The organism is Laspinema olomoucense D3b (genome assembly GCF_025370785.1).
Classification (GTDB): domain Bacteria; phylum Cyanobacteriota; class Cyanobacteriia; order Cyanobacteriales; family Laspinemataceae; genus Laspinema; species Laspinema olomoucense.
In genome coordinates, this window is record NZ_JAMXFA010000002.1 from 142,621 (window position 1) to 169,000 (window position 26,380).

The 26,380-nt window shown below is 47.1% G+C and carries 21 protein-coding genes; 6 read left to right on the forward strand and 15 right to left on the reverse strand.

Annotated features, from left to right (window positions below):
* Positions 1-90 precede the first annotated feature (90 nt).
* Both NG792_RS01865 and NG792_RS01870 read left to right on the forward strand, forming a co-directional pair.
* Complete coding sequence (locus NG792_RS01865) at positions 91-816, forward strand: hypothetical protein (protein ID WP_261234294.1); 726 nt, start codon at positions 91-93, stop codon at positions 814-816.
* A gap of 491 nt (positions 817-1,307) precedes the next feature.
* Positions 1,308-2,708 carry a CHAT domain-containing protein gene (locus tag NG792_RS01870; RefSeq protein ID WP_261199963.1) on the forward strand — a complete coding sequence of 467 codons (1,401 nt, stop codon included), beginning with the start codon at positions 1,308-1,310 and terminating at the stop codon, positions 2,706-2,708.
* A gap of 162 nt (positions 2,709-2,870) precedes the next feature.
* On the opposite strand, the gene NG792_RS01875 is transcribed toward NG792_RS01870, so the two are convergent.
* The 3 genes from NG792_RS01875 to NG792_RS01885 form a co-directional block, all read right to left on the reverse strand.
* Positions 2,871-3,830: an Npun_F2552 family protein gene (locus NG792_RS01875; protein ID WP_261234295.1), complete on the reverse strand. Its 960-nt coding sequence runs from the start codon at positions 3,828-3,830 to the stop codon at positions 2,871-2,873.
* 135 nt (positions 3,831-3,965) lie between these two features.
* Positions 3,966-4,286: a hypothetical protein gene (locus NG792_RS01880; RefSeq protein WP_261234296.1), complete on the reverse strand. Its 321-nt coding sequence runs from the start codon at positions 4,284-4,286 to the stop codon at positions 3,966-3,968.
* Between the two features lie 270 nt (positions 4,287-4,556).
* Positions 4,557-5,966, reverse strand: coding sequence for an aspartate ammonia-lyase (locus tag NG792_RS01885; RefSeq protein WP_261234297.1), 1,410 nt, complete (start codon positions 5,964-5,966; stop codon positions 4,557-4,559).
* A gap of 134 nt (positions 5,967-6,100) precedes the next feature.
* Between NG792_RS01885 and NG792_RS01890 the strand changes: the two genes are divergently transcribed.
* Positions 6,101-7,282 (forward strand): tetratricopeptide repeat protein, encoded by a 1,182-nt coding sequence (locus NG792_RS01890; RefSeq protein ID WP_261234298.1) that lies wholly within the window; start codon positions 6,101-6,103, stop codon positions 7,280-7,282.
* Between the two features lie 418 nt (positions 7,283-7,700).
* Positions 7,701-8,609 (forward strand): tetratricopeptide repeat protein, encoded by a 909-nt coding sequence (locus tag NG792_RS01895; protein WP_261234299.1) that lies wholly within the window; start codon positions 7,701-7,703, stop codon positions 8,607-8,609.
* A 226-nt stretch (positions 8,610-8,835) separates the two neighbouring features.
* Here the strand turns inward: NG792_RS01895 and NG792_RS01900 are convergent, their stop codons facing one another.
* Both NG792_RS01900 and hisG read right to left on the reverse strand, forming a co-directional pair.
* Positions 8,836-10,713 carry an ABC transporter ATP-binding protein gene (locus tag NG792_RS01900; RefSeq protein WP_261234300.1) on the reverse strand — a complete coding sequence of 626 codons (1,878 nt, stop codon included), beginning with the start codon at positions 10,711-10,713 and terminating at the stop codon, positions 8,836-8,838.
* 85 nt (positions 10,714-10,798) lie between these two features.
* The gene (gene hisG, locus NG792_RS01905; protein WP_261199970.1) at positions 10,799-11,443 is read right to left on the reverse strand and encodes an ATP phosphoribosyltransferase; all 645 of its coding nucleotides are present in this window, start codon (positions 11,441-11,443) and stop codon (positions 10,799-10,801) included.
* Positions 11,444-11,606: 163 nt separating this feature from the next.
* Here hisG and NG792_RS01910 point away from each other — a divergent pair, with 163 nt between their 5' ends.
* Together NG792_RS01910 and NG792_RS01915 are read left to right on the forward strand one after the other, a co-directional pair.
* The gene (locus NG792_RS01910; protein WP_261199971.1) at positions 11,607-12,320 is read left to right on the forward strand and encodes a response regulator transcription factor; all 714 of its coding nucleotides are present in this window, start codon (positions 11,607-11,609) and stop codon (positions 12,318-12,320) included.
* A 99-nt stretch (positions 12,321-12,419) separates the two neighbouring features.
* Positions 12,420-13,040 (forward strand): hypothetical protein, encoded by a 621-nt coding sequence (locus NG792_RS01915; protein WP_261234301.1) that lies wholly within the window; start codon positions 12,420-12,422, stop codon positions 13,038-13,040.
* A 159-nt stretch (positions 13,041-13,199) separates the two neighbouring features.
* Here the strand turns inward: NG792_RS01915 and NG792_RS01920 are convergent, their stop codons facing one another.
* The 10 genes from NG792_RS01920 to NG792_RS01965 form a co-directional block, all read right to left on the reverse strand.
* Positions 13,200-14,501, reverse strand: a complete 1,302-nt coding sequence (locus NG792_RS01920) for a serpin family protein (RefSeq protein WP_261234302.1) — start codon at positions 14,499-14,501, stop codon at positions 13,200-13,202.
* Positions 14,502-14,613: 112 nt separating this feature from the next.
* Positions 14,614-15,465 (reverse strand): metallophosphoesterase, encoded by an 852-nt coding sequence (locus NG792_RS01925; protein WP_261234303.1) that lies wholly within the window; start codon positions 15,463-15,465, stop codon positions 14,614-14,616.
* A gap of 205 nt (positions 15,466-15,670) precedes the next feature.
* On the reverse strand, positions 15,671-16,279 hold the full coding sequence (locus NG792_RS01930; protein WP_261199975.1) for a glutathione binding-like protein: 609 nt from the start codon (positions 16,277-16,279) through the stop codon (positions 15,671-15,673).
* 441 nt (positions 16,280-16,720) lie between these two features.
* A complete protein-coding gene (locus NG792_RS01935; protein ID WP_261199976.1) occupies positions 16,721-17,782 on the reverse strand; it encodes an NAD-dependent epimerase in 1,062 nt (353 codons plus the stop codon).
* A 6-nt stretch (positions 17,783-17,788) separates the two neighbouring features.
* Positions 17,789-19,072, reverse strand: coding sequence for a nucleotide sugar dehydrogenase (locus NG792_RS01940; protein ID WP_261234304.1), 1,284 nt, complete (start codon positions 19,070-19,072; stop codon positions 17,789-17,791).
* A gap of 56 nt (positions 19,073-19,128) precedes the next feature.
* On the reverse strand, positions 19,129-20,226 hold the full coding sequence (locus NG792_RS01945; RefSeq protein ID WP_261234305.1) for an MraY family glycosyltransferase: 1,098 nt from the start codon (positions 20,224-20,226) through the stop codon (positions 19,129-19,131).
* Between the two features lie 336 nt (positions 20,227-20,562).
* A complete protein-coding gene (locus NG792_RS01950; protein ID WP_261234306.1) occupies positions 20,563-21,738 on the reverse strand; it encodes a glycosyltransferase family 4 protein in 1,176 nt (391 codons plus the stop codon).
* Between the two features lie 73 nt (positions 21,739-21,811).
* Complete coding sequence (gene asnB, locus NG792_RS01955; RefSeq protein WP_261234307.1) at positions 21,812-23,791, reverse strand: asparagine synthase (glutamine-hydrolyzing); 1,980 nt, start codon at positions 23,789-23,791, stop codon at positions 21,812-21,814.
* Positions 23,792-24,619 (reverse strand): class I SAM-dependent methyltransferase, encoded by an 828-nt coding sequence (locus tag NG792_RS01960; RefSeq protein ID WP_261234308.1) that lies wholly within the window; start codon positions 24,617-24,619, stop codon positions 23,792-23,794.
* Positions 24,619-26,364: a carbamoyltransferase family protein gene (locus NG792_RS01965; RefSeq protein ID WP_261234309.1), complete on the reverse strand. Its 1,746-nt coding sequence runs from the start codon at positions 26,362-26,364 to the stop codon at positions 24,619-24,621. Before NG792_RS01965 ends, NG792_RS01960 begins: the two co-directional genes overlap by 1 nt.
* Positions 26,365-26,380: the final 16 nt, after the last annotated feature.

The window sequence follows — 26,380 nt, forward strand, 5'->3', positions numbered from 1 at the left end:
GAGAGCTTAGCCAATCCTTGCGCCCTGAGACTGTCCCCTTCATCCTTCATCCGTGAGCCTTTATCTCACCCCCTTGAGGCGAGGAAAAATATGCAAGTCATGCTGTTGTGGAGCGTATTTGTGGGAAGTCTCGGCATTGAGGCAGTAGTTGCCGGGGGATGGTTGCGCTGGCGGCAACTGCTTTTGCGGCAACAAGATCAGGAGGAGGAAGAACTTGTGACGGATCAACAAAATCATCGGAATTTAACAAAACTCGAAAACCCACCCACTTCCTTGCCTCTGAATGGCGGCAAGAGTGCAGAACAATTTGTAGCCCCCCCTAAACCCGAGGAGGTGACTGCGGTGATTGCTGCCTTGCGTCCCCCGTTGCCCGAGGCGAACGTCGGATCCTCAAAGGATTCCCAGAGTGGGGAGTGGGAGTATAAAATCGTGCGGGCGAGTTTCGATCTGTTTCGCGATCCCCAAATTTTCCAGGGATTGTGTGAGGAAGAACTCCAGGCGGGTTGGACGCTGTTGGAAAAGCTGGACGATCGCCGGGTACGGTTCAAGCGGGCGATCGCATGGCGGACGATGATCAACGAGGATGGGATCAATTTCGACCCCTATCGCTCTCATTATGGACCGGCTACAGGATGGCTCAATGTGGTTGGCGCGATCGCCGCTGTCACTTCGATGGTTTTACCTGCTTACTTAGGGTATGTTTTGGTCGCCAATACCCTCTCGGCAAAACCCTTGTCTCCCTCAGTGCCTACCCTGAATCCAACGGGTGCTCCCGTTTTCGAGCCATCCAATCCGGAACCCCCCCTGATCCCCTAGGGGCAATCCCCAAATTAACATCTCCCCGGGTCCTGCTCAGTTTGAGTGGTCCTCAAATTTGGAGCAGGAGTGAGGTCCCTTTGTTAGAGCGAAGCGCGATGATTAAAGGGACCTAATCCACTGGACTCGCTGAATTGATTAAGAGTCCTCATCCTCCCTCCGGTTTTTAAGCCCGGGTTTTCTGGGCACAGAAGCGCAGGAACAGCTTCTCTTTCCGTAGGCCGAACGGAGCAGATCTGTCGGTTTGTGCCGAGCTAAAAATACCCGATTTGGTCTGATCAGCAACCCTGAATTGTTCTGAACTTTTAACCCCCCTCTCCTGAACTCGGTAAGCCCGCAACAAAACGCAACAAAAACCGGGAAAAAAAGCCTAAAAACGAGGTATTCATAACCCCTGGAATGGAGTATGATTGAAGCGATCGCCTAAAAATAACGCGGCGTTTCCTCCCCGTCAAGGCGATCGCATTGAATGCTGAATTTAGGGGCAAAGCATGAACGTTTTTGCGAATGAGGGACAACCGGATATTTACCGAGGCTTTGAACGAATTTTAGTGGTTCAACGCCGAACTGAATCGGCCTTAGAAGTCGCAGAGCAAGGACGAGCCAAAGCGGTTGAGCATCTCTTAGCCAACCGATTAGGAGCAGAGGGGAAATGCCAGCAATCCGTAAAACCACCGAGTCTTTATAAAATTAAACAAATCGCTAAAGCCCAAAATTCGACTTTAGTTTATTATTCCCTGATTTATGATTATCAACAATTTTATGAAATGTCCCGGCTGCAAATCGGGCTAAATACCTTGTATGCTTATGCAACGGAACTATTTATTTGGGTAATTTCCCCCGGGGGGAGAATTAGCTTTCGTCAAGTAGACCTGCAATCGTTATGGTACGAAGATAATACATCACTGGCGGGGCTGGTTCGCAGCGTCCGGGAATTAATTAATGTGGGCTATAGCGATCGCGAACGGCTGCTTTGTCGTCAGCAACTCCAGTTGCTATATCAAATCCTCCTGGAACCCATCGCCGATTTACTGCCCAAGGATCCCCAAAAACGGGTGACAATTATTCCCCAAGATTTCTTATTTCTGGTTCCCTTTGCCGCATTAATCGATTCCAACGGTCAATATCCCATTGAAAAGCATACCCTACTCACCGCTCCCTCGATTGAAGCCTTGGGGGTGACTCATCTGCAGCGAAAACCGATCGTTGAACGGGAACTCGCACTTCAGACGGTGGGAGGTAATAGCAGTTTTCCTTGCTGTCCCACCCTCGAATCCCCTCAAGAATGCCTCGTCGTCGGAAACCCCACCATGCCCAGCATTTGTTTGGAATTTGGGGAACCTCCGGTGCAATTGCTACAAATTCCCGGGACTCAACTGGAAGCCGAGACGATCGCCGAGATTCTGAAAACTCAACCGATTACGGGCGATCGCGCCACCAAATCAGCGATCCTCCAAAAAATGCGTTCTGCTGATATCATTCATCTGGCTACCCATGTTTTTCTCGATGATATCGAAGGATTGCAATCGGCGATCGCCTTAGCACCGAGTCCCAACACTCATGGACTCCTAAATATTAATGACATCCTGCACTTAAATCTCCAAGCTCAACTCGTCGTTTTGAGTGGCTGCGATACCGGCAGAGGTCGCATTTGGGGAGATGGAGTTGTGGAATTATCTCGGGCTTTTATCGCCGCAGGAGTCCCCAGTTTACTGATGTCTCTCTGGTCGCCCCCCAGCAAGTCTAACCTAGATTTTATGAGGAAATTCTATCAGCAATTCCGGCAAAGCTGTGATAAAGCTCAATCCCTAAGAACCGCCATGTTAACGACAATGGAACACTATCCCAACCCGCGAGACTGGGCCGCATTTACCTTAATTGGAGAAGCCTAAAATTTCTGGACTCAGCACCCTTTATAAACCGGGTTTCTTTCAAAAAAGCTCGGGTTATGCGATCCAAATCAACTCCATTAACCCGGTTTCTTCTCCCCAAAAACGAGAGTAAAAACCGGGTTTCTGATGCCTGCAACCTTATCCTAAATCCACGTCTTCCGGCTACCGATTGGCATACAATTTTATCGGTTCCTTAATAAAGCGAATGTACAAATGCCGAAACGTAGACTGGAGAACCCGAGGCATTCCAAAATCAATGGGAACTAGCGCCTCTGGCAGTTTCCAATCCTCAATTTGGAGGTCCACAGGTTTCAACAAGGGAAACTGGATCTCTTGCAGTTCGGGACAGAACCCCAAGCGTAAAGATGCTGCAGCGGTGGGAACAAGGTCCGGTGAAACATTGAGTACCTCTAACAGGGCGCGATCGCAGGCAAACACATCCTCCGACGCCGCCAACAGTCCCAGCAGTCGGGGTTCTCCCCCACTCGGACCATTCCCTTCATGGCCGATAATCCCATCTACAAGAGTTAAATTTGGAGAAATAGCCCGCGCCGTTTCCACCAGCATCTCTCCAAAGCGATTCACATCCTTTCCCGCTTCCAAATGCCACCAGGCTTTCATCTTTCCAGGTACACAGCCAAATAAATTTTTAACCCCCATCGTTACCGTCAATTGAACATGGGATTTTACCTTCGGTAAATTAATCACCACATCCGCTTCCATTGCCTCCTTGGACAATCGTAAATGATTAAATTCAGTGGCAGTCGTGGGATATCGCTTACCATGAAATTCCACAATTGGCAAATTCAATCGTTCCACCATCTCCTGATATCCATTGGCAAAGGCAACCCCCCGCGCACTCCCAAAAGCGGGACTATCTCCTAAAAAAGGTTTTCCTCCCACCTCCATCACCATTTCTGCCACACAAGAGACAATTTCGGGCCGAGTTACACATTCTTTGGTCGGACGGGAACCCGTGAGCAAATTAGGTTTAAGTAGAACTCGATTTCCCGGTTTTACAATGGCAGCTATTCCCCCCAGAGGCGCTAAGACAGTCTCTATAGACTCCCGGAGAACAGCTTTGCTGTAAGAGTTGGCGCGAATTAAACTAACACTTGTCATGAGATAAACTGAGCTAATTTTATTAAAAAAAAGTCAACCCTGAACCGGGAGGGGTGAACATTTAAGGGTGATGAATCCCCTCCCGGGCGTGACCCTGACCCCTTCAAAAATTCCCTGAATCGAGGAATTTAAAATTCAACCACTCTGGGGTAATCGTCCCGTAGCACCACGCTGCATCGTCGTCACTCGTTCTCCATTATTGATGACCCCAGGACCTTGCAGTTCGGGAATAGGTGGATTAATTTCTACCTTAACAACCTTAGCCGTTGAGACCATAATCGTGTTATCAATCAGATGAAAGGTGATCCAGGGTTGGGCTAATAACTGGGGTAACTGCTGCTGGAATTGGGCTCCGGGAACTGGAACCTTAAATGAATCTGTATGACCGTTTTCATAATAAAACGTCACTTCTGTACTGGATTGAGCTTGCATTGTGGCAAATGAACCTCTCGCCATAATTGCACTCCATATTGACAATTTTGTGAATTTCGGTGGTATGCCGCCACCTCTACTTAATTTAACAGGTAGGCTGTCCTGGACGAAACAGGCTTTGAGGGAAAGGGGTTCACTGGGGATTTGGTACCGCCTCCAGGTACTGCTGAAGTTCTTTCTTCGGTTCCACAACGTCGCGACTTGCTGGGGTTGGGTTATCCAAACCACAGTAAGTCGTGACACCGAACAATTAAGAACGACTTGCTGTCGTTGCCGCATTTGCCCGTTTGAGTTTTAATGCGGGAGGGCGCTCATTTTCTGTAAGTCCAGAACCTCCGCTAACTGTTCTGAGGTCATTAGACCCCGTTCTAGGACGATTTGCCGTAGGGATTTACCTGTTTCGAGGGATTCTTTGGCGACGGAGGCGGCGTTGAGGTAGCCGATGTGGGGGTTGAGGGCGGTGACGAGGGCTAAACTGCCTTCGGCGTAATGTTCGCAGCGAGTGCGATCGCAGGTAATGCCTTGGAGACAGAACTGACTCAATGCACCGATCGCATGACCTAAAATTTCAATGCTGTGAATCAAGTTATAGGCGATCAAGGGCATCATCACATTTAGTTCCAGTTGTCCCCCTTGTGCGGCCAGGGCGATCGCACTGTCATATCCCATCACCTGAAAACATACCATCGAAGTCATCTCGGCCATCACCGGATTATATTTCCCCGGCATAATCGAGGACCCGGGTTGCACAGGAGGTAATTGAATTTCCTTCAGTCCGGTTTTCGGTCCCGAATCCATCAAGCGCAAATCATGGGAAATTTTTAGGCAATCTGTGGCTAAATTTCTTAATGCACCGGAAACACTAACAAAGGGGGCCATACTTTGCATTGCTGCCATCAAGTGCGGGGTGGGAGTCAGGGGGATATTGATTAACTCTGAGAGAATCTTCACCACGCGATCGCGATACTTCGGATGGGTATTTAAACCCGTTCCAGCCGCACTTCCCCCAATTCCGAGTACCGTGAGTTCTTTCCCGGCAGTTTCGATGCGCGTCCGGTGTTCCGTGAGTATATAGGCCCAGGCGCGAAAACTTTCCCCGAGTCGGACGGGTACGGCGTCTTGCAGATGGGTTCTGCCAGATTTGACGATATCCTGGAATTCAACTGCTTTGGCTTCTAGGGCGGCGATCGCCTCGTTGAGTGCCGGAGAAAGACTATGCTGCAACGCCAACAGTCCCCCGATGCGAATGGCGGTGGGTATGACATCATTGGTGGATTGTCCGTAGTTGACTGTATCGTTCGGGCTAATCCGCTGATAATTGCCCTTAGCGTCCCCCAACAGTTCCAGGGCGCGATTTGCCAGCACTTCGTTGACGTTCATGTGGTGAGAAGTTCCGGCACCGGCTTGGTAAACATCTACCACAAATTGATCCCGTAATGCGCCGTTGAGGATTTCATCGGCTGCATCAGCGATCGCCTGACTCAGTTCCTGGGGAATGCAGCCGAGTTCACCATTGGCAAGGGCTGTGGCTTTTTTGATCAGCAAACAGGCATCCAGGTAGGTGGGTAAGGGTTTGAGTCCGCTGATGGGAAAATTTTCCGTTGCCCGTAGGGTTTGGATGCCATAGTAGGCAGGGGCGGGAATTTGCCGTTCTCCCATCGAATCCCGTTCTATGCGGTAGTCTAATTCCGATTGTTCGCTCATCAAATCTTTCTGGGCTTATTGTTGAAAATTTAAACGATTCAAAGTAATTTTACCGAGCAGAGTGAGCTTTGATCGCAGTATCCTTAATATTGGAGAGATTTAATAGATTTTGCACTAAAAGTATGAGTCAAACAATGAGTCGCATAATTTCTATCTATGAGCGCACTTTAGAGTGTAGACCCGATAGCTATTGGGAATGGTATCAACAGGCGAATGCCATGCGGGATACGGGTCATTATGATGATGCCCTCCGCTGCTACGATAAAGCCGTGGAATATCGCCCGGAAGACTATTGGGCCTGGTATCAAATTGGGAATGTTTTAGATGAGTTGGGTCGGTATGAGGAGGCAGTCGCCAGCTATGACCGCGCCTTAAAAGCCCGTCCGGGAGACTATTGGGCCTGGTATGAACGGGGGAGTGCCTTCCGGCAATTGCGGGAGTATGAGGAGGCGATCGCCAGCTATGACCGCGCCTTGGAAGTCCGTCCGGGAGACTATTGGGCCTGGTATGAACGGGCGATCACCCTCGCCCGGGCCTGTCGCTACGAGGAGGCAGTGACCAACTACGATCGCGCTCTAAAAGTCCGGCCTATGGATTATTGGGCCTGGTATCGCCGGGGAATTGCCCTGGAGATGAGCCAGGAGTATGAGCAGGCGTTAGGGAGTTACGACTGCGCCTTGGAGGTGAAACCCACGGCAGAGATGGCCTGGTATCGACGGGGAAAGATGTTGGATTTGTTAGGAGAAACGGAAGGGGCGATCGCCAGTTATGACCGGGCATTGGAGATTGACCCCGAGGATGATTTGGTTTGGTACGATCGCGGCATTGCCCTGGATGACCTAGACCGCCCTGCCGAAGCCCTCCATTGCTACGAACGGGCTATTTCTATCTATTCAGATAATTTCTGGCCTTGGTATCAATTGGGGAACGTTCATAGTCAGTTAGGCAACTACGATGAGGCTGTGGCCAGCTTTGACCGCGCCTTGGAGTGTGAACCGAACTGGACCCAGTGGGGTGAAGATTATGAGCGGTTAAGCGGTTGGGTCTGGCATGAGTTGGGTATCGCTTTAGGGGAACTCTGTCGCTACGATGAGGCAGTAATGAGTTTCCAAAAAGCCCTGACCATTGAAGCAGAAGATGGGGCCGTTTGGTACGACCTGGCCCGCTACTTGATCCGCCAAGGCGATGGCCCCGGGGCAGTTGCCAGCTTGGAACAGGCGATTCATTGGGGGGGCGACTCCTATCTTGAGAAAATTGCCACGAATATGGAATTTGACGGTTTGCGGGGCGATCGCACCTTTCCCGGGTTGATGTAATTTTCGTTCGGCTGATATCGCACTGAGAGTTTAGACTCTTGGGGTGGAACGTTGAAAGACACTGACCTCAATTTTTAACGTTTCATCCCCTGTCTCCGGTATCAAGGTAACTGACGATTCCTCGGGGTCAAATTGTCAAGATTTGCTGACAAAACTCTCCTAAAATTGGGTAATAAATTGCGTTTAATTCGTGAGATAAAAATATAAATTTAATTGAATAGAAAGGGTCAAAAATCCTTTAAGATTCTAAAGGGGATTTACAGTGAATGGACCCCCAGTAACCTCGGATTAAAATTTTAGCCAGGTCAGTATAAACGCTTATCGAAAGGGCAGACAAGCAGCTAAATGGCAAAAAAATAGCCCGAATCGAGGGAACAAATCCACAAAGCGCAGATATGTTCTGCTTTGGAGCGCTATTATGAGCGAAAATCAAGACTCAATGGGATTAGACAATTCAACAGATGTAGGGAACAGCGCGACGGCGACTGCACTCAAGCCAGAATCAGCAGACCACCCGAAGGATTATCAAGAGTGGTATAAGCGGGCCAGCGTTCTCCATGACTCGAAACGGTATGAGGAGGCGATCGCCAGTTATAACCAGGCCCTGGAAATCCGCCCCCATGATTATTGGGCCTGTTATGAACGGGCCAATGCACTCGCGGCCCTCCAACGGTATCAGGAGGCCGTCGCCTCTTATGATCAGGCATTGGAAAGCAAACCCAATGATTATTGGGCCTGGTATCGCCGAGGGAATGCTTTAAGACATACAAACTGCTATGAAGAAGCCGTTGCCAATTACGATAAAGCTCTAGAATTGCGGTCCCGGGACTATTGGGCCTGGTATCAACGGGGTAAAGCTTTAGGAGAACTCGGACGGGTTGAGGAGGCAGTCGCCAGCTTTGACCAGGCCCTCAAAGAACGCCGGGACGACTATTGGGCCTGGTATCGTCGCGGGGAAGTCTTAGCAAAACATGATCGCTATGAAGAAGCGCTAGATAGTTATGACTGCGCCTTAGACCTCCGTCCGCACGATCGCTGGGCCTGGTATCGTCGCGGGGAAACCTGGCAACGGTTTGGGCGGTACGAAAAGGCGATCGCCAACTACGCTGAGGCCCTGGATATTGAGGCTAATTTTCCTGAAGTTCATTATGCCAAGGCTACCTGTCATCTCCTCCTGGGTCAGATCGAACGGGCGATCGAACATTTGCATTCTTATATTTCCCAAGACCCCCAGCAATGTCACGAACGGACTCGTCTGGATGGAACCTGGGACTCGATTCGCCAAGACCTCCGATTCCAAGCCTTGTTACATGAAATCCAGACTTGACCCCTTGCCATAAAAGTCTAGGGTAGTTGCACCGCATTATTGTATCAATCTGGCGCTAACTCACAAAAAAAGGCGATCGCCTCTTGACAGGCGATCGTGTTTTATGTATATTAGTATCATGGAAATCTGTGCCGGAATATATACAAGCTTTGGGCCTCCAAATCACGCCAGTCCCCTGTTCAACGTCTCGACAGCAAGGCGAGACGTTGAACTAAGAAAGATATTTTTACTTTCCTAACATCTGTAACTGATATAACCCGGCATAAAGTCCACCCTGTTGCAGCAATTCTTCGTGACTGCCTTGTTCCACCAGTTGACCTTGCTTGAGGACGAGAATGCGATCGACATTTTTAATAGTCGAGAGACGGTGAGCGATAATAATCGCTGTGCGGTCCTGCAATAAATGGTCTAAGGCATCTTGAATTAAAGATTCGGTTCCTACATCTAAACTAGCGGTTGCTTCATCTAGCACTAAAATTTTGGGGTTGCGAATCGCCGCCCTCGCAAACGCTAACAGTTGCTTTTGTCCCCCGGATAAATTGGTTCCCCGTTCCCGCAATTGGGTATTGTATCCTTGGGGTAAATCCTCAATAAAACTGGCTACATTAGTTCGTTCTGCGGCGGATTGAATCTCAGCTAGGGTATAGGTTTCTCCGAGGCTGATATTACTTTTAACATCCCCGGCGAACAAAAATCCATCCTGGAGAATTACACCGATATGCTGGCGTAATTCAGCTTGGCGCATATCTCGAACATTGACGCCATCGATGAGAATTTGACCTTGACTCGCTTCATATAGCCGACACAACAACCGGACAATCGAACTTTTTCCGGCCCCGGTGGGACCGACTAAGGCGACTTTTTCACCGGGTTTGATGGTAAAGTCTAGGTTTTTGAGAACAAATTCATCATTTTTATAGGCAAAGGAAACGTTCTGGAAGCGAATTTCTCCGGCATGAGGGTTGTTAGAGTGGGCGATCGCCGGAGAACTTTTCTCTGGGGCGGTCCTTTGCCACGGGTCACCCACTGCCCGTTCTTTGACATCGGGATCGCGAATTTCGATGGGTTCGTTAAAAATATCGCTAATCCGTTCAATGGCGGTAAATCCCGCTTGAATGGCGGTGAATTTCTCAGCAAATTGGCGCAAGGGGTCAAATAAGCGCTGGGAAAAGAGAATAAATTCAGCTAATTTCCCCACTGTCATGGTATCGCCTAGGACCAGTTGACCGCCTAACCATAAAACTCCTGCGATCGCCACAAAGGCAATCCACTCTAAGGTTGCAGAGACAGCAGAATCATAAAAAATGGTTTTGTCAACGGCTTTAATATAACGCTGGTTATTCACCCGGAAAATTTCCGCATTAAAGGCTTCCCGGCGAAAAATTTGGACGACCCCAACGCCAACAATATTTTCTTGTAGCTTAGAGTTGAGGGAGGAGAGTTCTTCTCGCGCTTTATAGTTTTCTAGGCGATATTGCTGTTGGAAATAAATAATTAAAGCGGCGATGGGAATGAGCATTAGCAATAGGAGGAGTGCCAATTGCCATTGCCGATAAAACATGATGATTAAGACGATCGCAATCGAGAATAAATCCGTGACTACCCCAATTGCGCCCGTAGAAAACACCTCCCCGAGGGCTTCCACATCGCTAGTGAGGCGGGTAATCAAGCGTCCTACAGGAGTGCGATCGAAAAACCGAACCGCCAAAGAGGTGACGTGTTCAAACAAATCATTGCGAATATCCGCCGTAATTTTCTGCCCGACTTCCTGAACGAAATAGGACTGAATTGCTTGTAAGGCAAATCTGACCGTAATCGTCAACAAGAGTAACCCAGAAAGGAGATTTAAACCTTGGCGGAGGGTCACCGTTGACAAAAACGGGAGATTGGTGGGTTCGCCCCGAATCAGGGAAATCGTCTGTCCGATAATAATCGGTTGGACTGCCCCGGCAAAGGCTAAGGGGACTAATAATATCAGGGAAAGCCCCAACAGACGACCACTGCGACGGGCATAAGGAACCAAACGCAGAAATAAACGCCAATCATTTTCGCGACGGCGCGATCGACCTTCTTTGGGAGTTGGGGGCGGTGATAAGCGAGTCATCAATAAACCTTATGGACAATGGAAAACAGATGTCCTCCCACTCTAGCGCAACCCCCGACGCGATCGGCTTTGCGGACCCCCGGGATTACACTGCGGTTGTCGTCATTTCGCGGATGGCGGCAATGCGATCGCAGATGCCATCGGTATTCAGACGATAGCTAATCGGATGGGCAATCAATCTCGCGGAACTCTCGAATAACACTTCCATTTCGATTAAGCCATTTTCCTTGAGAGTCCGTCCAGTGGAGACCAAATCAACGATCGCCTCAGACATCCCCGTAATCGGTCCCAGTTCCACCGAACCCGACAGGGGAACGATTTCCACCGGCAAATCCAAGCGTTGAAAGTATTCCCGGGCACAATGGACAAACTTACTGGCAACTCGTCCGTGGGCGGGTAAATCCAGCGATCGCCGGTAGGGACTCGACTCCTTCACCGCCACAGATAACCGGCATTTGCCAAATCCCAAATCCAGGACCTGGGCGACTCGCGGCTGTTTTTCCCGCAATACATCATAACCGGCAACCCCCAATTGCGCTTGACCGTACTCCACATAAACCGGCACATCATGGGTCCTGACTAACAACGCCCTAGCGGTCCCCGTGGGGTCTAAAATTTGCAACTGTCGATTTGACGAATCCAGAAATGCACTAAAATCCAATCCCACCGACTGCAACAGTCGGATGCTATCGGTTAACAACGATCCTTTCGGTAAAGCGACGGTCAGCATAAGACAAAATGAGAATATCGGTTTTAGATTTTACTGGGGAATGGGGACAAGATTTAGAATCGGGGACAACAAACCGGGATTCTGTCCCTCATTGGACACAAACCGGGCATGACTGTTGTGAAAAAACGCGCTTTCTAACCTTCAACCCTTACCACTGATACCAATGCGAATTCTCTTAGTGGATGATGAAGTCCAACTCACTGAACCCCTAACTCGGGTTCTGACTCGGGAAGGATATCAAGTAGAAGTCGCCTCCGATGGCGCAACCGGGGCCGAATTAGCGCGGCAAGGGGGATATGACTTGCTCATTTTAGATTGGATGTTACCCCACCAATCGGGATTAGCCATTTGCCAGGAAATCCGCCGTCAAGGGGATGTGACGCCGGTTCTATTTCTGACGGCAAAAGATACCTTAGACGATCGCGTTCAAGGACTCGATGCTGGGGCCGATGATTATTTAGTTAAACCCTTTGAATTGCTAGAATTATTAGCGCGAGTCCGAGCACAACTACGGCGATCGACCACCCCCAAAACCCCGGACCCTGAGACTCACCTCCACCGGGAGGACCTGGAACTCGATCGCGAAAACCAGTTAGCGTACCGAGGCGGGCGCACCATCGAACTCTCGGAAAAAGAAAACACCCTCCTGGAATATTTTATGCGCCATGCTGGACAATTACTCACCCACAGCGAAATTTATCAACATTTGTGGCCTACGGGAGAAAAACCCAGCAGCAACGTCCTCGCCGCCCAAATTCGCCTACTCCGGCGCAAAATTGAAGCCCCAGGGGAGGTGCCATTAATTCATACCGTTTATGGCAAAGGATATCGATTCGGGTCCGGGGGTGAATCGTCTTCATCATCAGGCCCCGACTAGATTTTAGGTCGGTTATTCCGCCAATAAATCCGAGTCCGCAATCAGGATATCCCGAATTAAGTCTGACGAACAGAAAATTGAACTATTCACTGATTTAGCATGGGGCAACACCAAGTTATGTATTTGGATTATTTGTGGAAAACTCTGACTCAATTGGGCAACGATCGCGGTAGATTTAAGCCTCTAGGTTTACCGATTTTACTGGCGATCGTCACCCTGAGTACCCTAAGCTGTACGACATCCCCCCCATCTCCCCCATCTACCCAATCTCCCCAATCGCCTGTAGTCAATCCCACTTCCCCCCCAATTCAGGACGATCGCGGCAGCGACAGCCCCGATGAAAAGCCGCCTATCACCTCATCGGTTTTACCTCAAACCAATGCCCAAGGGGATTATACAGGTAAATCTAATCATATAAATTGGCGAGTCGTAGACCCGGACCCCAAGGGTTTGAACTGTCGCATGGGCGCTCAAACCATTGAGCAAGTCTGGAATCCCTCTGCCGGACCCTTAAATATCGGAAGTTGGCCCGCAACGGGAACATTACCCCCTGATTCCACCTTCCAAGCAGCACTTTCTCCCGGCGGGTTTATCTTAACCTTTGATTCCAACAATCAACCCTGGATCTTTGTAGAAAGTAGCAGCGGACCCGAACAAACAAACAATTGTTTCATTCGCGCCAATACCAACTACATCGAACCCGTAACCAGCACTCGTTAATATTCTCCATGTTTGTAGGACCGACTTCAGTCGTTTCTTTTATCCCTGGGAGCATCTTCCTTCCCTGCTATAACCAGAGAGGAAAATGCTCCCTTTTCTTAAATTGATAACCCGAATCATTTAAAAGAGCTTGCTCTAATTTTGACAATTTTGGACAAATTAAAGTGTCGGATTAACTAAGGTCCCCATAAATAGCAAAGTCCCCGTGGTATCATCCCGAATGGCAAAAAAGAAAGGGCGATCCATAATCATTTCCACTGGCCCACTACGAGTCCCCAGTATTCCTGTTACTGCCGATGCTTCCGTTCCTTCTTCATTCACCTCCACAAATGTTTTATGCTTGATTTTACTAATCCAGAAAGGTTCGGGAGTAATTGAGCTAAAATCTGCCTGGGGGCTAAAGGCTATCCCCATATTCATGGCGGTTAGGAGATCTTTCAGTTCAATCTCATATTCTATTTTAAATCTGGGCAACCCCAATTTAATAGGCTTGTGTTCCCAATAATCTTTAAGCCATAAATTCCAGTTTTCTGAATTCAATTTTTCTAAAAATGAATCTAAACCCACTTCCGACTTGGGCAGAAAAATATATAAATTTACTTCTGCGGTATTGCCATAAGGCAAGGCAATGGCCTGGAACAAGGCATTTTCATAATAAGCAAACTCTTGGGTTTGAAACATCAGGGGATGAGGTTGTATCTGTCCATCGGCTAAGACAAATGGATGCTCACGAGTGTCTGCTTCAGAAAATGGACTCAACCAAGCAGATTTAAAGTAAATAGCATTCACCAACAGGGCAACCGTACCGCTCATGATCTCATGAGGCTCTAAAATATGGTCTATTTTTTGACGAGTTTCTTGGCCTACCCACCCATTAATCAGGGGGGCAGCAGTAGCGGGATTACTAAAATCAATTTCACGACTTAGGGCTTGATAACAGGTTTCGATTCTTTGAATAAAATTAGAATTAAAAGAGTCACCTTGCTGCCTCCAAAACGAATTGGCAATGGCTAATTCTACTTCTGAATCCCTTTCCTGGAGGTAAGTTTGCAGTGCGGATAGGGTAGAATCAATTTGCTCTTGCTCCATTCCTGGGGTTTCCAAAACCGAAGCGATCGCCTCGTGAGTTGCCCCCGTTGCCCCCCCATTAAGCATTTGTAACGCCAGGGTCAAACTCAAGGGAGAAATAAAAATATTCTTAGCCTTTTCTTGTTGATAAATTTGAGAAAATAACTTAATACCAAAGCGAGTATTAGCTGCAATAATGGGTTTAGTAACCACCGTATTTTCTAGTGCTCCATCTAAAGTTATATCCCATGCCCCGACGGGTGTAGGCTCGCTCATATTGATGGCAGAAATCTGGTCAAAAAGGGGTTTAGAACCCTCCAATCGTGCCATCCCACCGAGTACGATTGAAATCGCCACTGCACCCAGTAAAGCGATCGGTCTTACAGCATCCATACAATCTTTTTTCATACCATTCCACTACATTCTTTTAATCTTCAAGGCCGAACCTTGTAGACAGCACCCTGAGCTCTTGTTGTCGGGGAATATCTTGAGTTTAAGACCGGCTTTATTCCGTCTTTTTATCCTCTGATTTATGCAACGTAATAATGGTCACCTCTGGGGGACAAAATAACCGACCTGGGAAATAAGTCCCCAATCCCCGGCTCACATAAAGTTGATTATTTCCTACCTGATGTAACCCTTGAGACCACTCCCAACGCTCCACAATTTTATAAGTGTTTTTGGATAAATAAGGAATCCATTGCCTTAACCCTTTAGGAACTTGTTCACGGAAGCATTTGAAATAAGCGGGGAGGGGTCCAATTTTGGGTAAAATAATTTGTCCTCCATGAGTATGACCGGATAGCTGTAAATCAACCCGCAGGGTTTGTAAATAAGCGGCAGTATCGGGACTATGGGAGAGAACAATCCGGGGAATTGACTCATTAATACTCGGAAAAACTGCCCGAGCATTAAATTGACCTGACTGCACCTCTGCCATCCCCACAACAGCTAAACCTGCCCCCAAAGGATAGGCTACTTCATTCCAAAGAATAGGGATTCCTATCTTCTCAAATGCTGTTATAATGGTTGACTTAGAGTGAGGTAATTTGATATCATGGTTGCCTAAGATACCATAGATACCCCGGCGACTTTGAAGATGCTTGAGTTGCAATGCCAAAGGGTAAATGCAGTCAGGATTATGGGTTACATAGTCCCCAGTTAGCAGGACCAAATCCGGGTCGGCATGATTGGACGCGGCGATCGCCTCCGCCAAGAGTTTATCGGACAACCCATCCTTTTCATAATGAAAATCGGATAACTGGACTAATTTTGTCCCTCTCAGATGAGTGGGTAAGTCGGCGATCGCCACGTTTAACCGTTCAATTTTTAACGATCCGGTCAGAAACCCGTGCATACCTGTAATTATCCTAGTGGACAGATAATCCCAGCATAACAAACTTTATCAAATCAACCCGTAAAGCTCGTATCCCCTATTTGTAGCAACGACTTCAGTCCCTATCCCCAATTCGGGGTCACGACTGAAGTCTGGATCTAGCCTTTGCTCTAAAATTAACCCGGTTTCTATCTTCCGGCAAAATTTTCTCTTTAAAAAGAGTAATTTAGGCGGGGACTGCCATTCCCCGTTGTACTGCCGGACGTTCCTGTAGTATTTCTACCCAGCGCTTGAGATGGGGATGTTTTTCCAAAGTCAACCCCATAAACTCGTAACTCGCCACCCAAGGATAAAGCGCAATATCTGCAATGGAGTAATCCTCCCCAGCAATATAGGAGCGATCGGCCAATTGTCCGTCTAATACCCCATACAGTCGTAAAGTTTCTTGCTCATAACGGGCGATCGCATAAGGAACTTTTTCCGGTGCAAACCGATTAAAATGATTAAACTGCCCAAACATCGGACCCACACTGGCCATTTGAAACATCAACCATTCGATTACTTGATAGCGAGATTTAGTCTCCCTTGGCAATAATTTTCCAGTTTTTTCCGCTAAATACATCAAGATAGCCCCGGATTCAAAGACCGTAATTTCTGTCTCATGGTCGATAATGGCCGGAATTTTGCTATTGGGATTAATCTCCACGAAATCCGGGGAAAATTGCTGCCCTTGGGTAATATCAATTTTATGGACATTGTAGGAAATTCCTAATTCTTCTAACAGAATAGAAACTTTGCGTCCGTTGGGCGTGGTAAAGGTATAAAGGTCGATCATCGTTGGAAAGTTTCCTAGAATTGGGCGATTATTACACTAGATTACTCCTAATTTGAACCAATTTATTCGAGCTAATTGGGTATAAATTGTACTTGACAAACCGGCCCGGAGAGATAATACGGGATTCAGGGACTAGAAATGATATTTCGGGATGTCTGGGGCCTATCCAGAAGGTGAAATAGGGGCCTGACCAGACTTGGGGTGATTCCGCATCCAGGAGGCGTCATATAAAAATAGGGAATGTGAAAGACCACATTCCCTAAAGGGCAAATAATTTAAACTACCCTGATGACCCCACGCCTCAAACCCGTTTTTATATTATAAATAACGACTGAGTTTGAATAAAGCTTATCAAATTTGGGATAATTAACTGCGTTAATATCCTAGTCCAACCCACTAGAGTGAGAAACCGCCAGCTTTATTTTTTTAGGAATATCCCTATCATTCTAGCAGAGGTAGACAGTCCGTGAAACCTTGCACTCGATTACTAGAAAAAGGTCGATAATAGGACTGATACCAAGAAACAAACCGGGGAATTCCGACCTCCAGGGGAATACTGGGGCGAAATCCTACATCTTGCTCCAATTCCTCAATATCGGCATAAGTCGCAGGGACATCCCCCGGTTGCATGGGAAGAAACTCTTTTTCAGCTTTTTTCCCTAGACAGTCCTCCAAAATTTCAATAAAGCGCAACAATTCAACAGGCTGATTGTTGCCAATATTGTAAACTTTATAAGGAACAGCCAGACCGGGACTAGGACAGTGCATTTCGGTTACATCTGGATTGTCCTTTGGAAGGTGATCAAGAACCCGGATTACTCCGGTGATAATATCGTCAATATAGGTAAAATCTCTTTTCATTTTACCGTAATTAAAAACCGGAATTGGCTTTCCGGCTAAAATCGCTTCAGTAAACAGAAATAAGGCCATATCGGGACGGCCCCAAGGACCATAAACCGTGAAAAATCGCAGCCCAGTGGTCGGCAATCCATATAAATAGCTGTAGGTATGCGCCATCAATTCATTAGCTTTTTTAGTGGCTGCATATAAACTAATGGGCGCATCTACATTGTCCCGAACGGAAAAGGGCATTTTGGTATTTGCGCCATAAACTGAACTGGAAGAGGCAAATACCAAATGTTTAACATTGTTGTGCCGACACCCTTCTAAAATGTTGGTGAACCCGATTAAGTTACTCTCGACATAAGCATGGGGATGAGTTAAAGAATAACGTACCCCCGCTTGGGCCGCTAAATTGATCACTCGGTCCGGTTGATAGTCAGCAAACAGTTTCTCCATCCCCTGGCGATCGCTCAAATCTAATTGGCAAAATTCAAATTTGGGATGCGCTTGCAATAACGCCAGTCGCGATCGCTTCAAGTTAACATCATAATAATCATTCAGATTATCCAGCCCCAGAATCGTTTCCCCGCGTCCCAGCAACCGCTGACACAAATGAAAGCCAATAAAACCAGCCGCCCCAGTCACTAAAATCGGTTTCATAACCCCTTATAAACTCCAATAAACTATTTTTGAAGGAAAAAGACTCGGGTCCAAAACGGATTTAATATCCATAAAAATGCCCTCGGGATTCAGACATTGGATTAACTCATCCGGTGAGCATTCTAAATACTGACGATGGGGCACCGCTAAAATGAGTGCATCCAAGGCAAAAAACTCAGACCAGGAAGTGAGGGAAATGCCATAGACTTGGTGAACTTCTTCCCAATTGGCAATAGGATCATGGACTAAAGGTTTGATACCAAACTGTTCAAGTTCTGCCACAATATCGGGAACCCGAGTGTTACGAGTATCGGGCACATTCTCTTTAAAGGTCATCCCTAAAATCCCCACCCGAACCTGTTTAATGGGAATATTTTCATGATTGCTCAGCAGTTTAATCAACCGCTGACCCAGATAACGCCCCATATTGTCATTGATGCGCCGACCCGCCAGAATGACCTCGGGACGATAGCCCACTTGTTTGGCTTTTGCGGTTAGATAATAGGGGTCTACTCCAATGCAATGACCCCCCACCAATCCCGGTTTAAAGGGTAGAAAATTCCACTTAGTCCCAGCGGCGGCTAATACTTCATGAGTCGAGATATTCAAACGGTCAAAAATTAAAGCCAGTTCATTCATTAAGGCAATATTCAAATCCCGCTGAATATTTTCGATTACCTTTGCAGATTCTGCCACTTTAATCGAAGGAGCGCGATAAATTCCCGCATCAATAATAGATTCATAAACCTGTGCCACCCGCTCTAAGGTCTGTGCATCTTCCCCAGAAACCACTTTAATAATAGTTTCCAGCCTATGTTTTGGATCTCCTGGATTGATGCGTTCTGGAGAATAGCCTAATTTGAAATCAATACCCGCCTGCAATTCCGATTTTTGAGCTAAAATTGTTCCGCAAATTTCCTCAGTCACCCCAGGATAAACCGTAGATTCATACACAACAACCGAACCCCGTTGCAAGACCCGACCCACCAGTTCTGATGCCCGGATTAAAGGGGTTAAATCGGGTTGACGATTGGAATCAATCGGCGTGGGAACAGCAATAATAAAAAAAGTTGAGGATTTTAAATGCTCGGGGTCACTGGTGAAGTGAAGAGAAGTTGACTTTAAGTCATCTAAACAGACTTCTCCAGTGGAGTCGATTCCCTGGGTGAGGGCGAGAATTTTCTCAGAATTGATATCAAAACCAACCGTGTCTGGAAACTTTTTAGCTAAGGCAATGGCTAAGGGTAGCCCGACATAACCCAGTCCAATAATTGCAATTTTTTCCGACATAATGGGGTGTGGTTTAATTGAAGAGGTCAATAGAAGCGTGGTATCCCGGATTAAAGTTAGGGTTGTTTATAAACTGGAGTAGAAGCTAATGATTCGGCGTTAGAAACAACCCGGGAGCGGTTAGAATCTGGGGTGGGTTGTCCGGTATCGGAAAGGTCCACTTGCTCAAACCAAAAGAAGGCCACGATCGCCAACAAACCGAGAATCATGACACTCGGTGCCGCGATCGCCCAAGATGGGGTGAGAGCGATCGCCACTCCCATCCCACTGCAAATGCCAGCTACCTTGTAAATTCGTCCTACTCCCTGGGGAACCGTCAACCCCACCCGCACTAACCGATGGGAAGTGTGATCCCGTCCTCCATCAGTGATTTTAAGTTGCCGACGCAGACGTGAGAAGGTAACCAGGGTTGTATCAAAAATTGGAACTGCTAAAATAACGATGGGAACTAGCCAGGTTCCGGAAAATTCTGCACTTGGAGAAATGACCATCAATCCCAGGGCCGCTAACAAAAATCCCATAAACAGACTGCCAGCATCTCCCATAAAAATTGTAGCCGGATGCCAGTTAAACCGCAGAAATCCCAACGTGATCCCGAAGATCGCCCCACAAACGACGACCAAGGGAATTTGTCCTTGGACCCAGGCGATCGCCCCGAAACCAACACAGGCGATCGCACTCACCCCCGCAGACAGCCCATCCATATTATCCAGAAGATTCAGAGCATTGCAGATTCCCACCACCCAAAACAAAGTCAAGGCAATATCTAACCCCTGAATTCCCGTTATATGTATAAAAATCCCACTAGAGACCAAAGCGATCCCTGCCCCGAGTTGGCCGACCAGTTTCGGTAGAGGATTGAGTCCGCGCAGGTCGTCATACAATCCCATCCCCGCCAGCAACGTCGCGGCGATCGCCAGGGTCACCCCTTGGGAGAATAACCACTGTGAATTAACAATCAGTAAAGTTGAAATAAATCCTAGATACATCGCAATTCCGCCTAACAGGGGAATTGGACGACTATGTGCCTTGTGCTGTCCCGGTTTATCCAGCCACCGCAAGCGGCAAGCAGCAGAGCGGGCCAGATAAGTCCCTCCACCGGCCAGAGACATGGACAAAATAACAGTCTCAGCGAGTAACCAATGTGTAGTCATGAAATTGCCCTCATCTGGTACATCAGGGTTCAGTTCAGGGTGAGGGAGAGCCACAATATCACCCAGCGAGTTAACTCAGCCGAAGTTTCGAGAATTGTCTCCTCTGCCGGTAAGCTAACCCACTGATTTTCCCCTCACCCTGCGGTCAAATGCACCCCGATGACCTAGGGACTCAGGGAATCCACCAAAATCGAATACCGGATTGAATCGGTTTCATATAGCACTTATGCTTAAAACATGAGGTTGATGAACTACCAATCAGGATTCATAGGCAGAAGGAGAGTATAAAACCAGGTTTTTAGTTTCAGTTCGGTCAATCCAGGGTTTAACGACGGTTCACCCTGATGCAATCCCTAGAGAAGATGGACAAGCTTTCGAGACCCGGGTTAAAGTTTTGTAAAACTTGTCCATATCAGCAACCAAGCGCTCTGAAGTATAGTTTTGTAACGTCAGTCTTTGGGCTTCCTGTGCCAGTTGCGCTGTAGTCGTAGACTCCTCAAATAAAGTGAGGATGGCTTGAGCTAAAGCCTCCGGGTCCCGGGGGGGAACTAGACGCCCAGTATAACCCTCCTGGATTAAATCAGCAACCCCCCCCACCCGGGTAGAAATCACCGGACAACCGGCAGCCATTGCTTCAATTAAAGAAGCCGGAGTACCTTCATTATCCGAGGAAATTACCACCGCATCCAAATCTGCATACACTTGCGCCAAATCCCGACGCCATCCGGTAAAGATGACCGCTTTCTCAATGTGCAACTGTTCGGCGTAAGTTTCAAGTTCACCACGCAGTTCGCCATCGCCCACGATCGCACAGCGCAGATTGGGATTTTGTTGATAGGCGATCGCTGCCGCATCTAAAAAGAGATGCAAATTTTTAATCGGCACCAAACGCCCTACCGCACCCACTAAACCGACATCCGCCGGTAAGTCGAATTCTGCACGAAACCGATTTGTGGTCGAGACGTCCTTGAGCCGATGGAGTTCCAGACCCAAAGGAATCACTTCAATGTGGGAAGCATCGGTGATACCATAGCTAACAATTTCCGATTTCAGGCGATCGCTAATCGTAATAATCCGGCTACTCAGTTTCGCACAAAATTTCTCTAATTCAATAAAAAATCGAGTTTTCGCCGCCCCGAAATACCCATGAAACACATGACCATGAAACGTATGCACCACCCAGGGAACCCCCGCCCACCGCGCTGCCAATCGTCCCACCAAACCCGCTTTCGCCGTATGGGTATGAACAATATCCGGCTTCCACTCCCGCATTAACTGATACAGTTTAAACAGCGTAGAAATATCCTGACGAAAATTAATTTCACGCCCCAAGTCTGGAATAATTTCCATCGCCAACTGACGCGCCGCAAATTCATCTTTGAGCGTCCCTTCCCGACTGGTTTCCATCCCAGTCACTAACAGACACTCATAACCCAGATGAGTTAACCCTTCATTAAGTAAAGTAACATGAGTGGCAGGGCCACCCACATTCATGCGGGCAATAATTCGCATGATACGGATGGGGGGGGAGGGGGAGGAGGAAAGCATCTTTTTTAAAGTTACTTAATTTACGTTGAATTTTAATTCACTGATGAACCTGCGAGAGCAAATTTTTACTATTATTCTGTTGCTCTAACCAAGATTGAAACATCAAAATATCCCAGAGATAGTATTTCCAATCGTGCCGACCCGATAAATGTTCTTCCCACTTTTCGCGAATCGGTTGGGGGTTAAAAAATCCTTCTTGTCGCAGCCGTCGTTCATCTAATAAGGCTTCGGCCCAATCGCGCAACTCACCGCGCAACCAGCGCTCAATCGGCACCGCAAAACCCATTTTGGGTCTTTCCATTAAACCAGCAGGAACGTATTGATCAAGAACCTGACGTAACAACCACTTGCCCATCCCGTTCCGGATTTTCATCCTGAGCGGAATTTGCCATGCAAATTCTACAACCCGATGATCTAAATAGGGAACTCGTGCCTCTAGGCTAACCCCCATACTGGCTCGGTCAACTTTGGCTAAAATATCATCGGGAAGATAGGTAACCGCATCCAAATACATCATGCATTCGGTCAAGTCGGAGAATTCGTGCCAGATTTTCGAGTCACTTAATACCGTTGGGGGTTCTGTGCTCCCGAGTACCACAGTTTCGGGATTTTTACAGTTTGAAACCAAACGTTTATAAAGGGATTGGGGGTTATGAATGGCTAAAACTTCAGCCAGCTTTTGCAGTTTATCTCCCGGTTGACGGAGTTTGAATTTGTGAGGGATAAAGCGATCGCTTTTCTGGAAAATCGCATCCCAAGTTTCGGGAGACAACTGAGTTATTGCACCGGCTGCCATTTGGCGAGCCATTGGGGGAATCCAGCCGAGTTTTTGCCAAAACCGACGCCCCCATAAATGACGGTTATAGCCTGCAAACAGTTCGTCACCGCCATCACCAGAAAGGCTGACCGTGACTTGTTTTCGAGTCAGTTGAGAAATCAGAAAAGTCGGGATTTGGGAAGAATCAGAAAAGGGTTCATCGTAAAGGGTCGGGAGTTTGGGAATGACAGCCAGAGCATCTTCTGCGGTGACATAAAGTTCAGTGTGGTCGGTGCCCAAATGTTGAGCTATTGCCTTAGCATGGTCAGCTTCATTGTAAATTTTTTCATGGGTTCCAATGGTAAATGTTTTAATCGGTTGAGTGCTTTGCGCCTGCATCAAAGCAACCAGGGTTGAGGAGTCAATTCCACCGGAGAGAAATGCCCCTAACGGAACATCCGCCATCATGCGTAAACTCACCGCATCTCGTAGGAGAGCATCTAGTTGGTGAATGGCTTCGGTTTCGGAACCTAAAAATGGCTGAGAAATGCCAGAAATGGCAGTAGATTTTGCCGACCAATAGGGAATAGGTTCGGCATGAGTCTCTGGCGATCGCACCGTTAACAGGCAAGCGGGAGGTAGTTTATAAATGCCTTGATAAATCGAATAAGGTGCGGGAATATAACAAAACCGAAGGTAAAGGGCTAAAGCATCGCGATCGATTTCAGCCGAAAATTTTGGATGCGCTTTAAGGGCTTTGAGTTCTGAAGCAAAGAGAAACGATCCATTGACCCAACCGTAGTAAAGGGGTTTTTCACCCAGGCGATCGCGACCCAAATGCAACACTCGTTCTTGCCGGTCCCAGAGTGCAAAAGCAAACATTCCATTAAAACGTTTAACCGCCGGTTCAATTCCCCATTCGCTAAACGCCGCCAGCATCACTTCCGTATCTGAACCGCCCCGAAACCGATGACCCAGGTTTTCCAATTCTCGCCGCAATTCTAAGAAGTTATAAATTTCGCCATTAAAGGAGATCACATAGCGATCGTTTGCCGACATCATGGGCTGATGTCCTTCTGGGGAGAGATCCACAATCGCTAATCGGCGATGTCCTAATGCAATTCCCGCCGTTTCATCAACCCAAATTCCACCGCTATCCGGGCCGCGATGCAGCAGCCGGTTGTTCATTCGTTCTAGAACCGAACGAGACTCTATAGGGTTTGAAACGCTGCGATCAAGCCAGCCGCAAATTCCACACATTTATTTCTTATACCCCAGAACACACCAATAGGGAGCGCGATCGCTAAACACAATATTTATCAGACCTGCCGCTTCCATCATTTGACGTATTTCATCTTGAGTGAATCGGCTTTCTAATTTCGTGCCAAAGCGATCTAATGAATCATTACGCATAACATAAAAGCTCCGGCTTCTGTAAATAGACAGGGGAATAACATCCACATTTAAGCCTAATTTTTCTAAGAGAAGAGAAAAACGAGCCAGTGGTAGATAAACCAGCAAAGCAATCATCTGACTTACCCCATAACGAACTGGGTAAGGAAGCCGATAAATCCCCTGCCTAATGATATTGCTGAGTTGCCAAATCAAGCGAAACCACCAAGGCCGATTGTCGAAGGCATAATAAAGATATAGCAGCAAGGGGGCACCAGGCTTCAGCTTCTCTACACAAGCTTGAATTCCCAAGAAAGTATTGGGAACGTGATGGAGAACTCCGAGAGAATAGCCGAAATCCATCGAATTATCTGGGAGGGGAATATGATCAACACTAGCGTGATAATATTCACAATTTTCCACTTTCAACAAATTGTTTTTAGCCACCTCTAAAGCGGCTGTACTAGCATCAATACAATGTAACGTTCCCACTTTAGGAGAAACGAATTTCGCCCAGCGACCGCTACCGCAACCCAAATCAAAACCCACTGCCTCATTAGGCAGCCGTTCCCAATGAAATATAGAAAAATACGAGGTAAATATTTCTGTAATTTCCAAATTTTCAACTTCTGAATAATTGAAGCTCTTCCATTCGCGGCCAAATCTTTCTACAGTTTCTAAGTCAATATTTTTCATTAGAAAAAATTTTTAATTAATTTATTTTCACTACTTGTTTGATCTCTATCTATCAAACAACCACCTAAAACCAAATACCTCACTTGCGACTTCAAAAAGGTATTCACTGCATCTTCAGGAGTACAGACAATCGGTTCTTGAATGTTAAAACTGGTATTAAGTAAACAAGGAATACCCGTTAAACATTCAAATTCTTTAATTAACTTCCAGTAGCGCGGATTAATCTCTTTGCGAACCGTTTGCGGTCGAGCGGTTCCGTCTATATGAACCACCGCCGGAATTTTTGCTCTCATGTCTTCAACCACTGGAAAGACGGTAATCATAAATGGATCGTAGCGATCGGTTCCAAAAATTTCGCAACTTGCTTCTTCTAACATCGATGGAGCCAAAGGACGGAACCACTCTCGTAACTTCACTTGATGATTCAACTTTTCTCGCATTTCAGGATCGGTAGGATTCGCAATAAAACTGCGATTGCCCAACGCTCGCGGACCCCACTCCATGCGTCCTTGAAACCAAGCGACAATATAACCTTCTGCTAACACCTGGGCCACTTTCCGAACCAAAGTCTCTTCAGAAAAATGCTCGTACTTCAATCCTTTTTGATCCAAGACTCGCTGACACTCCGCGTCTGAAAATCCCGGTCCCCAGTAGGCGTGATTCATCACAAAATTGCGAGGTTTGTTCAGCTTGCTGTTCCAGATTTGATAACAAGCACCTAAAGCGCACCCGGAATCTCCTGCAGCAGGCTGAAAATAGAAATTTTTAAACGGAGTTTCTGTCATAATTCTTCCGTTCATCAAGGAGTTAAAAGCTACACCTCCCGCCATGCATAGATTGGTTTCCTGGGTTTCTTCATAAAGCCAATTAAGCAATTTAATGACAATATCTTCCAGCACTCTTTGAGCCGTAGCCGCTAGGTTGCGATGAGCTTGAGTGATTTCTTCATCCGGTTTTCGATTGGGGCCTACTACCTTCATAAACTCTAGATTAAAAATATAATCCTTTGCTAAATGGTGATCCAATAAGTTTGTGTTAAAATGAAATTTATTTTTGCCGATAGGAATGAGAATGTTGTCTATAAAATAGTCATAAAATTCGGGCTTGCCCCATCCGGCCAATCCCATCATTTTCCATTCGTCCCCCTGGAACATATCAAAACCGAGGAAGTTCGTCATTGCAGAGTAAAATTGTCCCAGGGAGTGGGGTAACTTAATGCGATCAAGGGTGTGAATGCGGCTTCCTTCCCCTCTGGCACACAGAGTGGTGCAGTCTTCGCCAGTGCCATCTACGGTAAAAATAGCTGCGTGATCAAAAGGCGAGACAAAAAAACAAGAAGCAGCATGACACAGATGATGGCTCAAATAGTGGAATTTAAACTTGCTATCCCCAAACGTTTCCTTCAAGTGCTGCTGCATGAAGAACATTTGTTTGTAATGTCCCCCCACTTGTTCTAAACCGCGCTTCCTGCGGCTATTAAAAGCAGCCCAAGATTGCGGTAAGGTATTGAGCGTTACCAAAATGCGCTGTCCGACGACCCAAGGTTTCCAGTAGAGTCCGATATGGTCTACCTCCTTAAATTGAATATCGGCTTCAGAAAGAACATATTCTACTGATTTATAGGGAAAACCAACATGATGCTTGATCCGCGAAAATCTTTCTTCTTCAGCCGCTGCGATCAGCTCCCCATCTTTTATCAAACAGGCAGCGGCATCGCCCATTGTTGTTAAACCCAAAATATACATTTCAATATTCTCCTAA

Coding starts and splice junctions, on each gene's coding strand:
- asnB (WP_261234307.1), bottom strand. CDS start 23,791: ATGTGTGGAATTTGCGGCTGGCTTGATCGCAGCGTTTCAAACCCTATA.
- NG792_RS01930 (WP_261199975.1), bottom strand. CDS start 16,279: ATGATCGACCTTTATACCTTTACCACGCCCAACGGACGCAAAGTTTCT.
- NG792_RS01880 (WP_261234296.1), bottom strand. CDS start 4,286: ATGGCGAGAGGTTCATTTGCCACAATGCAAGCTCAATCCAGTACAGAA.
- NG792_RS01885 (WP_261234297.1), bottom strand. CDS start 5,966: ATGAGCGAACAATCGGAATTAGACTACCGCATAGAACGGGATTCGATG.
- NG792_RS01950 (WP_261234306.1), bottom strand. CDS start 21,738: ATGCGAATTATTGCCCGCATGAATGTGGGTGGCCCTGCCACTCATGTT.
- NG792_RS01870 (WP_261199963.1), top strand. CDS start 1,308: ATGAACGTTTTTGCGAATGAGGGACAACCGGATATTTACCGAGGCTTT.
- NG792_RS01865 (WP_261234294.1), top strand. CDS start 91: ATGCAAGTCATGCTGTTGTGGAGCGTATTTGTGGGAAGTCTCGGCATT.
- NG792_RS01875 (WP_261234295.1), bottom strand. CDS start 3,830: ATGACAAGTGTTAGTTTAATTCGCGCCAACTCTTACAGCAAAGCTGTT.
- hisG (WP_261199970.1), bottom strand. CDS start 11,443: ATGCTGACCGTCGCTTTACCGAAAGGATCGTTGTTAACCGATAGCATC.
- NG792_RS01895 (WP_261234299.1), top strand. CDS start 7,701: ATGAGCGAAAATCAAGACTCAATGGGATTAGACAATTCAACAGATGTA.
- NG792_RS01945 (WP_261234305.1), bottom strand. CDS start 20,226: ATGACTACACATTGGTTACTCGCTGAGACTGTTATTTTGTCCATGTCT.
- NG792_RS01935 (WP_261199976.1), bottom strand. CDS start 17,782: ATGAAACCGATTTTAGTGACTGGGGCGGCTGGTTTTATTGGCTTTCAT.
- NG792_RS01890 (WP_261234298.1), top strand. CDS start 6,101: ATGAGTCGCATAATTTCTATCTATGAGCGCACTTTAGAGTGTAGACCC.
- NG792_RS01940 (WP_261234304.1), bottom strand. CDS start 19,072: ATGTCGGAAAAAATTGCAATTATTGGACTGGGTTATGTCGGGCTACCC.
- NG792_RS01920 (WP_261234302.1), bottom strand. CDS start 14,501: ATGGATGCTGTAAGACCGATCGCTTTACTGGGTGCAGTGGCGATTTCA.
- NG792_RS01915 (WP_261234301.1), top strand. CDS start 12,420: ATGGGGCAACACCAAGTTATGTATTTGGATTATTTGTGGAAAACTCTG.
- NG792_RS01900 (WP_261234300.1), bottom strand. CDS start 10,713: ATGACTCGCTTATCACCGCCCCCAACTCCCAAAGAAGGTCGATCGCGC.
- NG792_RS01960 (WP_261234308.1), bottom strand. CDS start 24,619: ATGAAAAATATTGACTTAGAAACTGTAGAAAGATTTGGCCGCGAATGG.
- NG792_RS01925 (WP_261234303.1), bottom strand. CDS start 15,465: ATGCACGGGTTTCTGACCGGATCGTTAAAAATTGAACGGTTAAACGTG.
- NG792_RS01910 (WP_261199971.1), top strand. CDS start 11,607: ATGCGAATTCTCTTAGTGGATGATGAAGTCCAACTCACTGAACCCCTA.
- NG792_RS01965 (WP_261234309.1), bottom strand. CDS start 26,364: ATGTATATTTTGGGTTTAACAACAATGGGCGATGCCGCTGCCTGTTTG.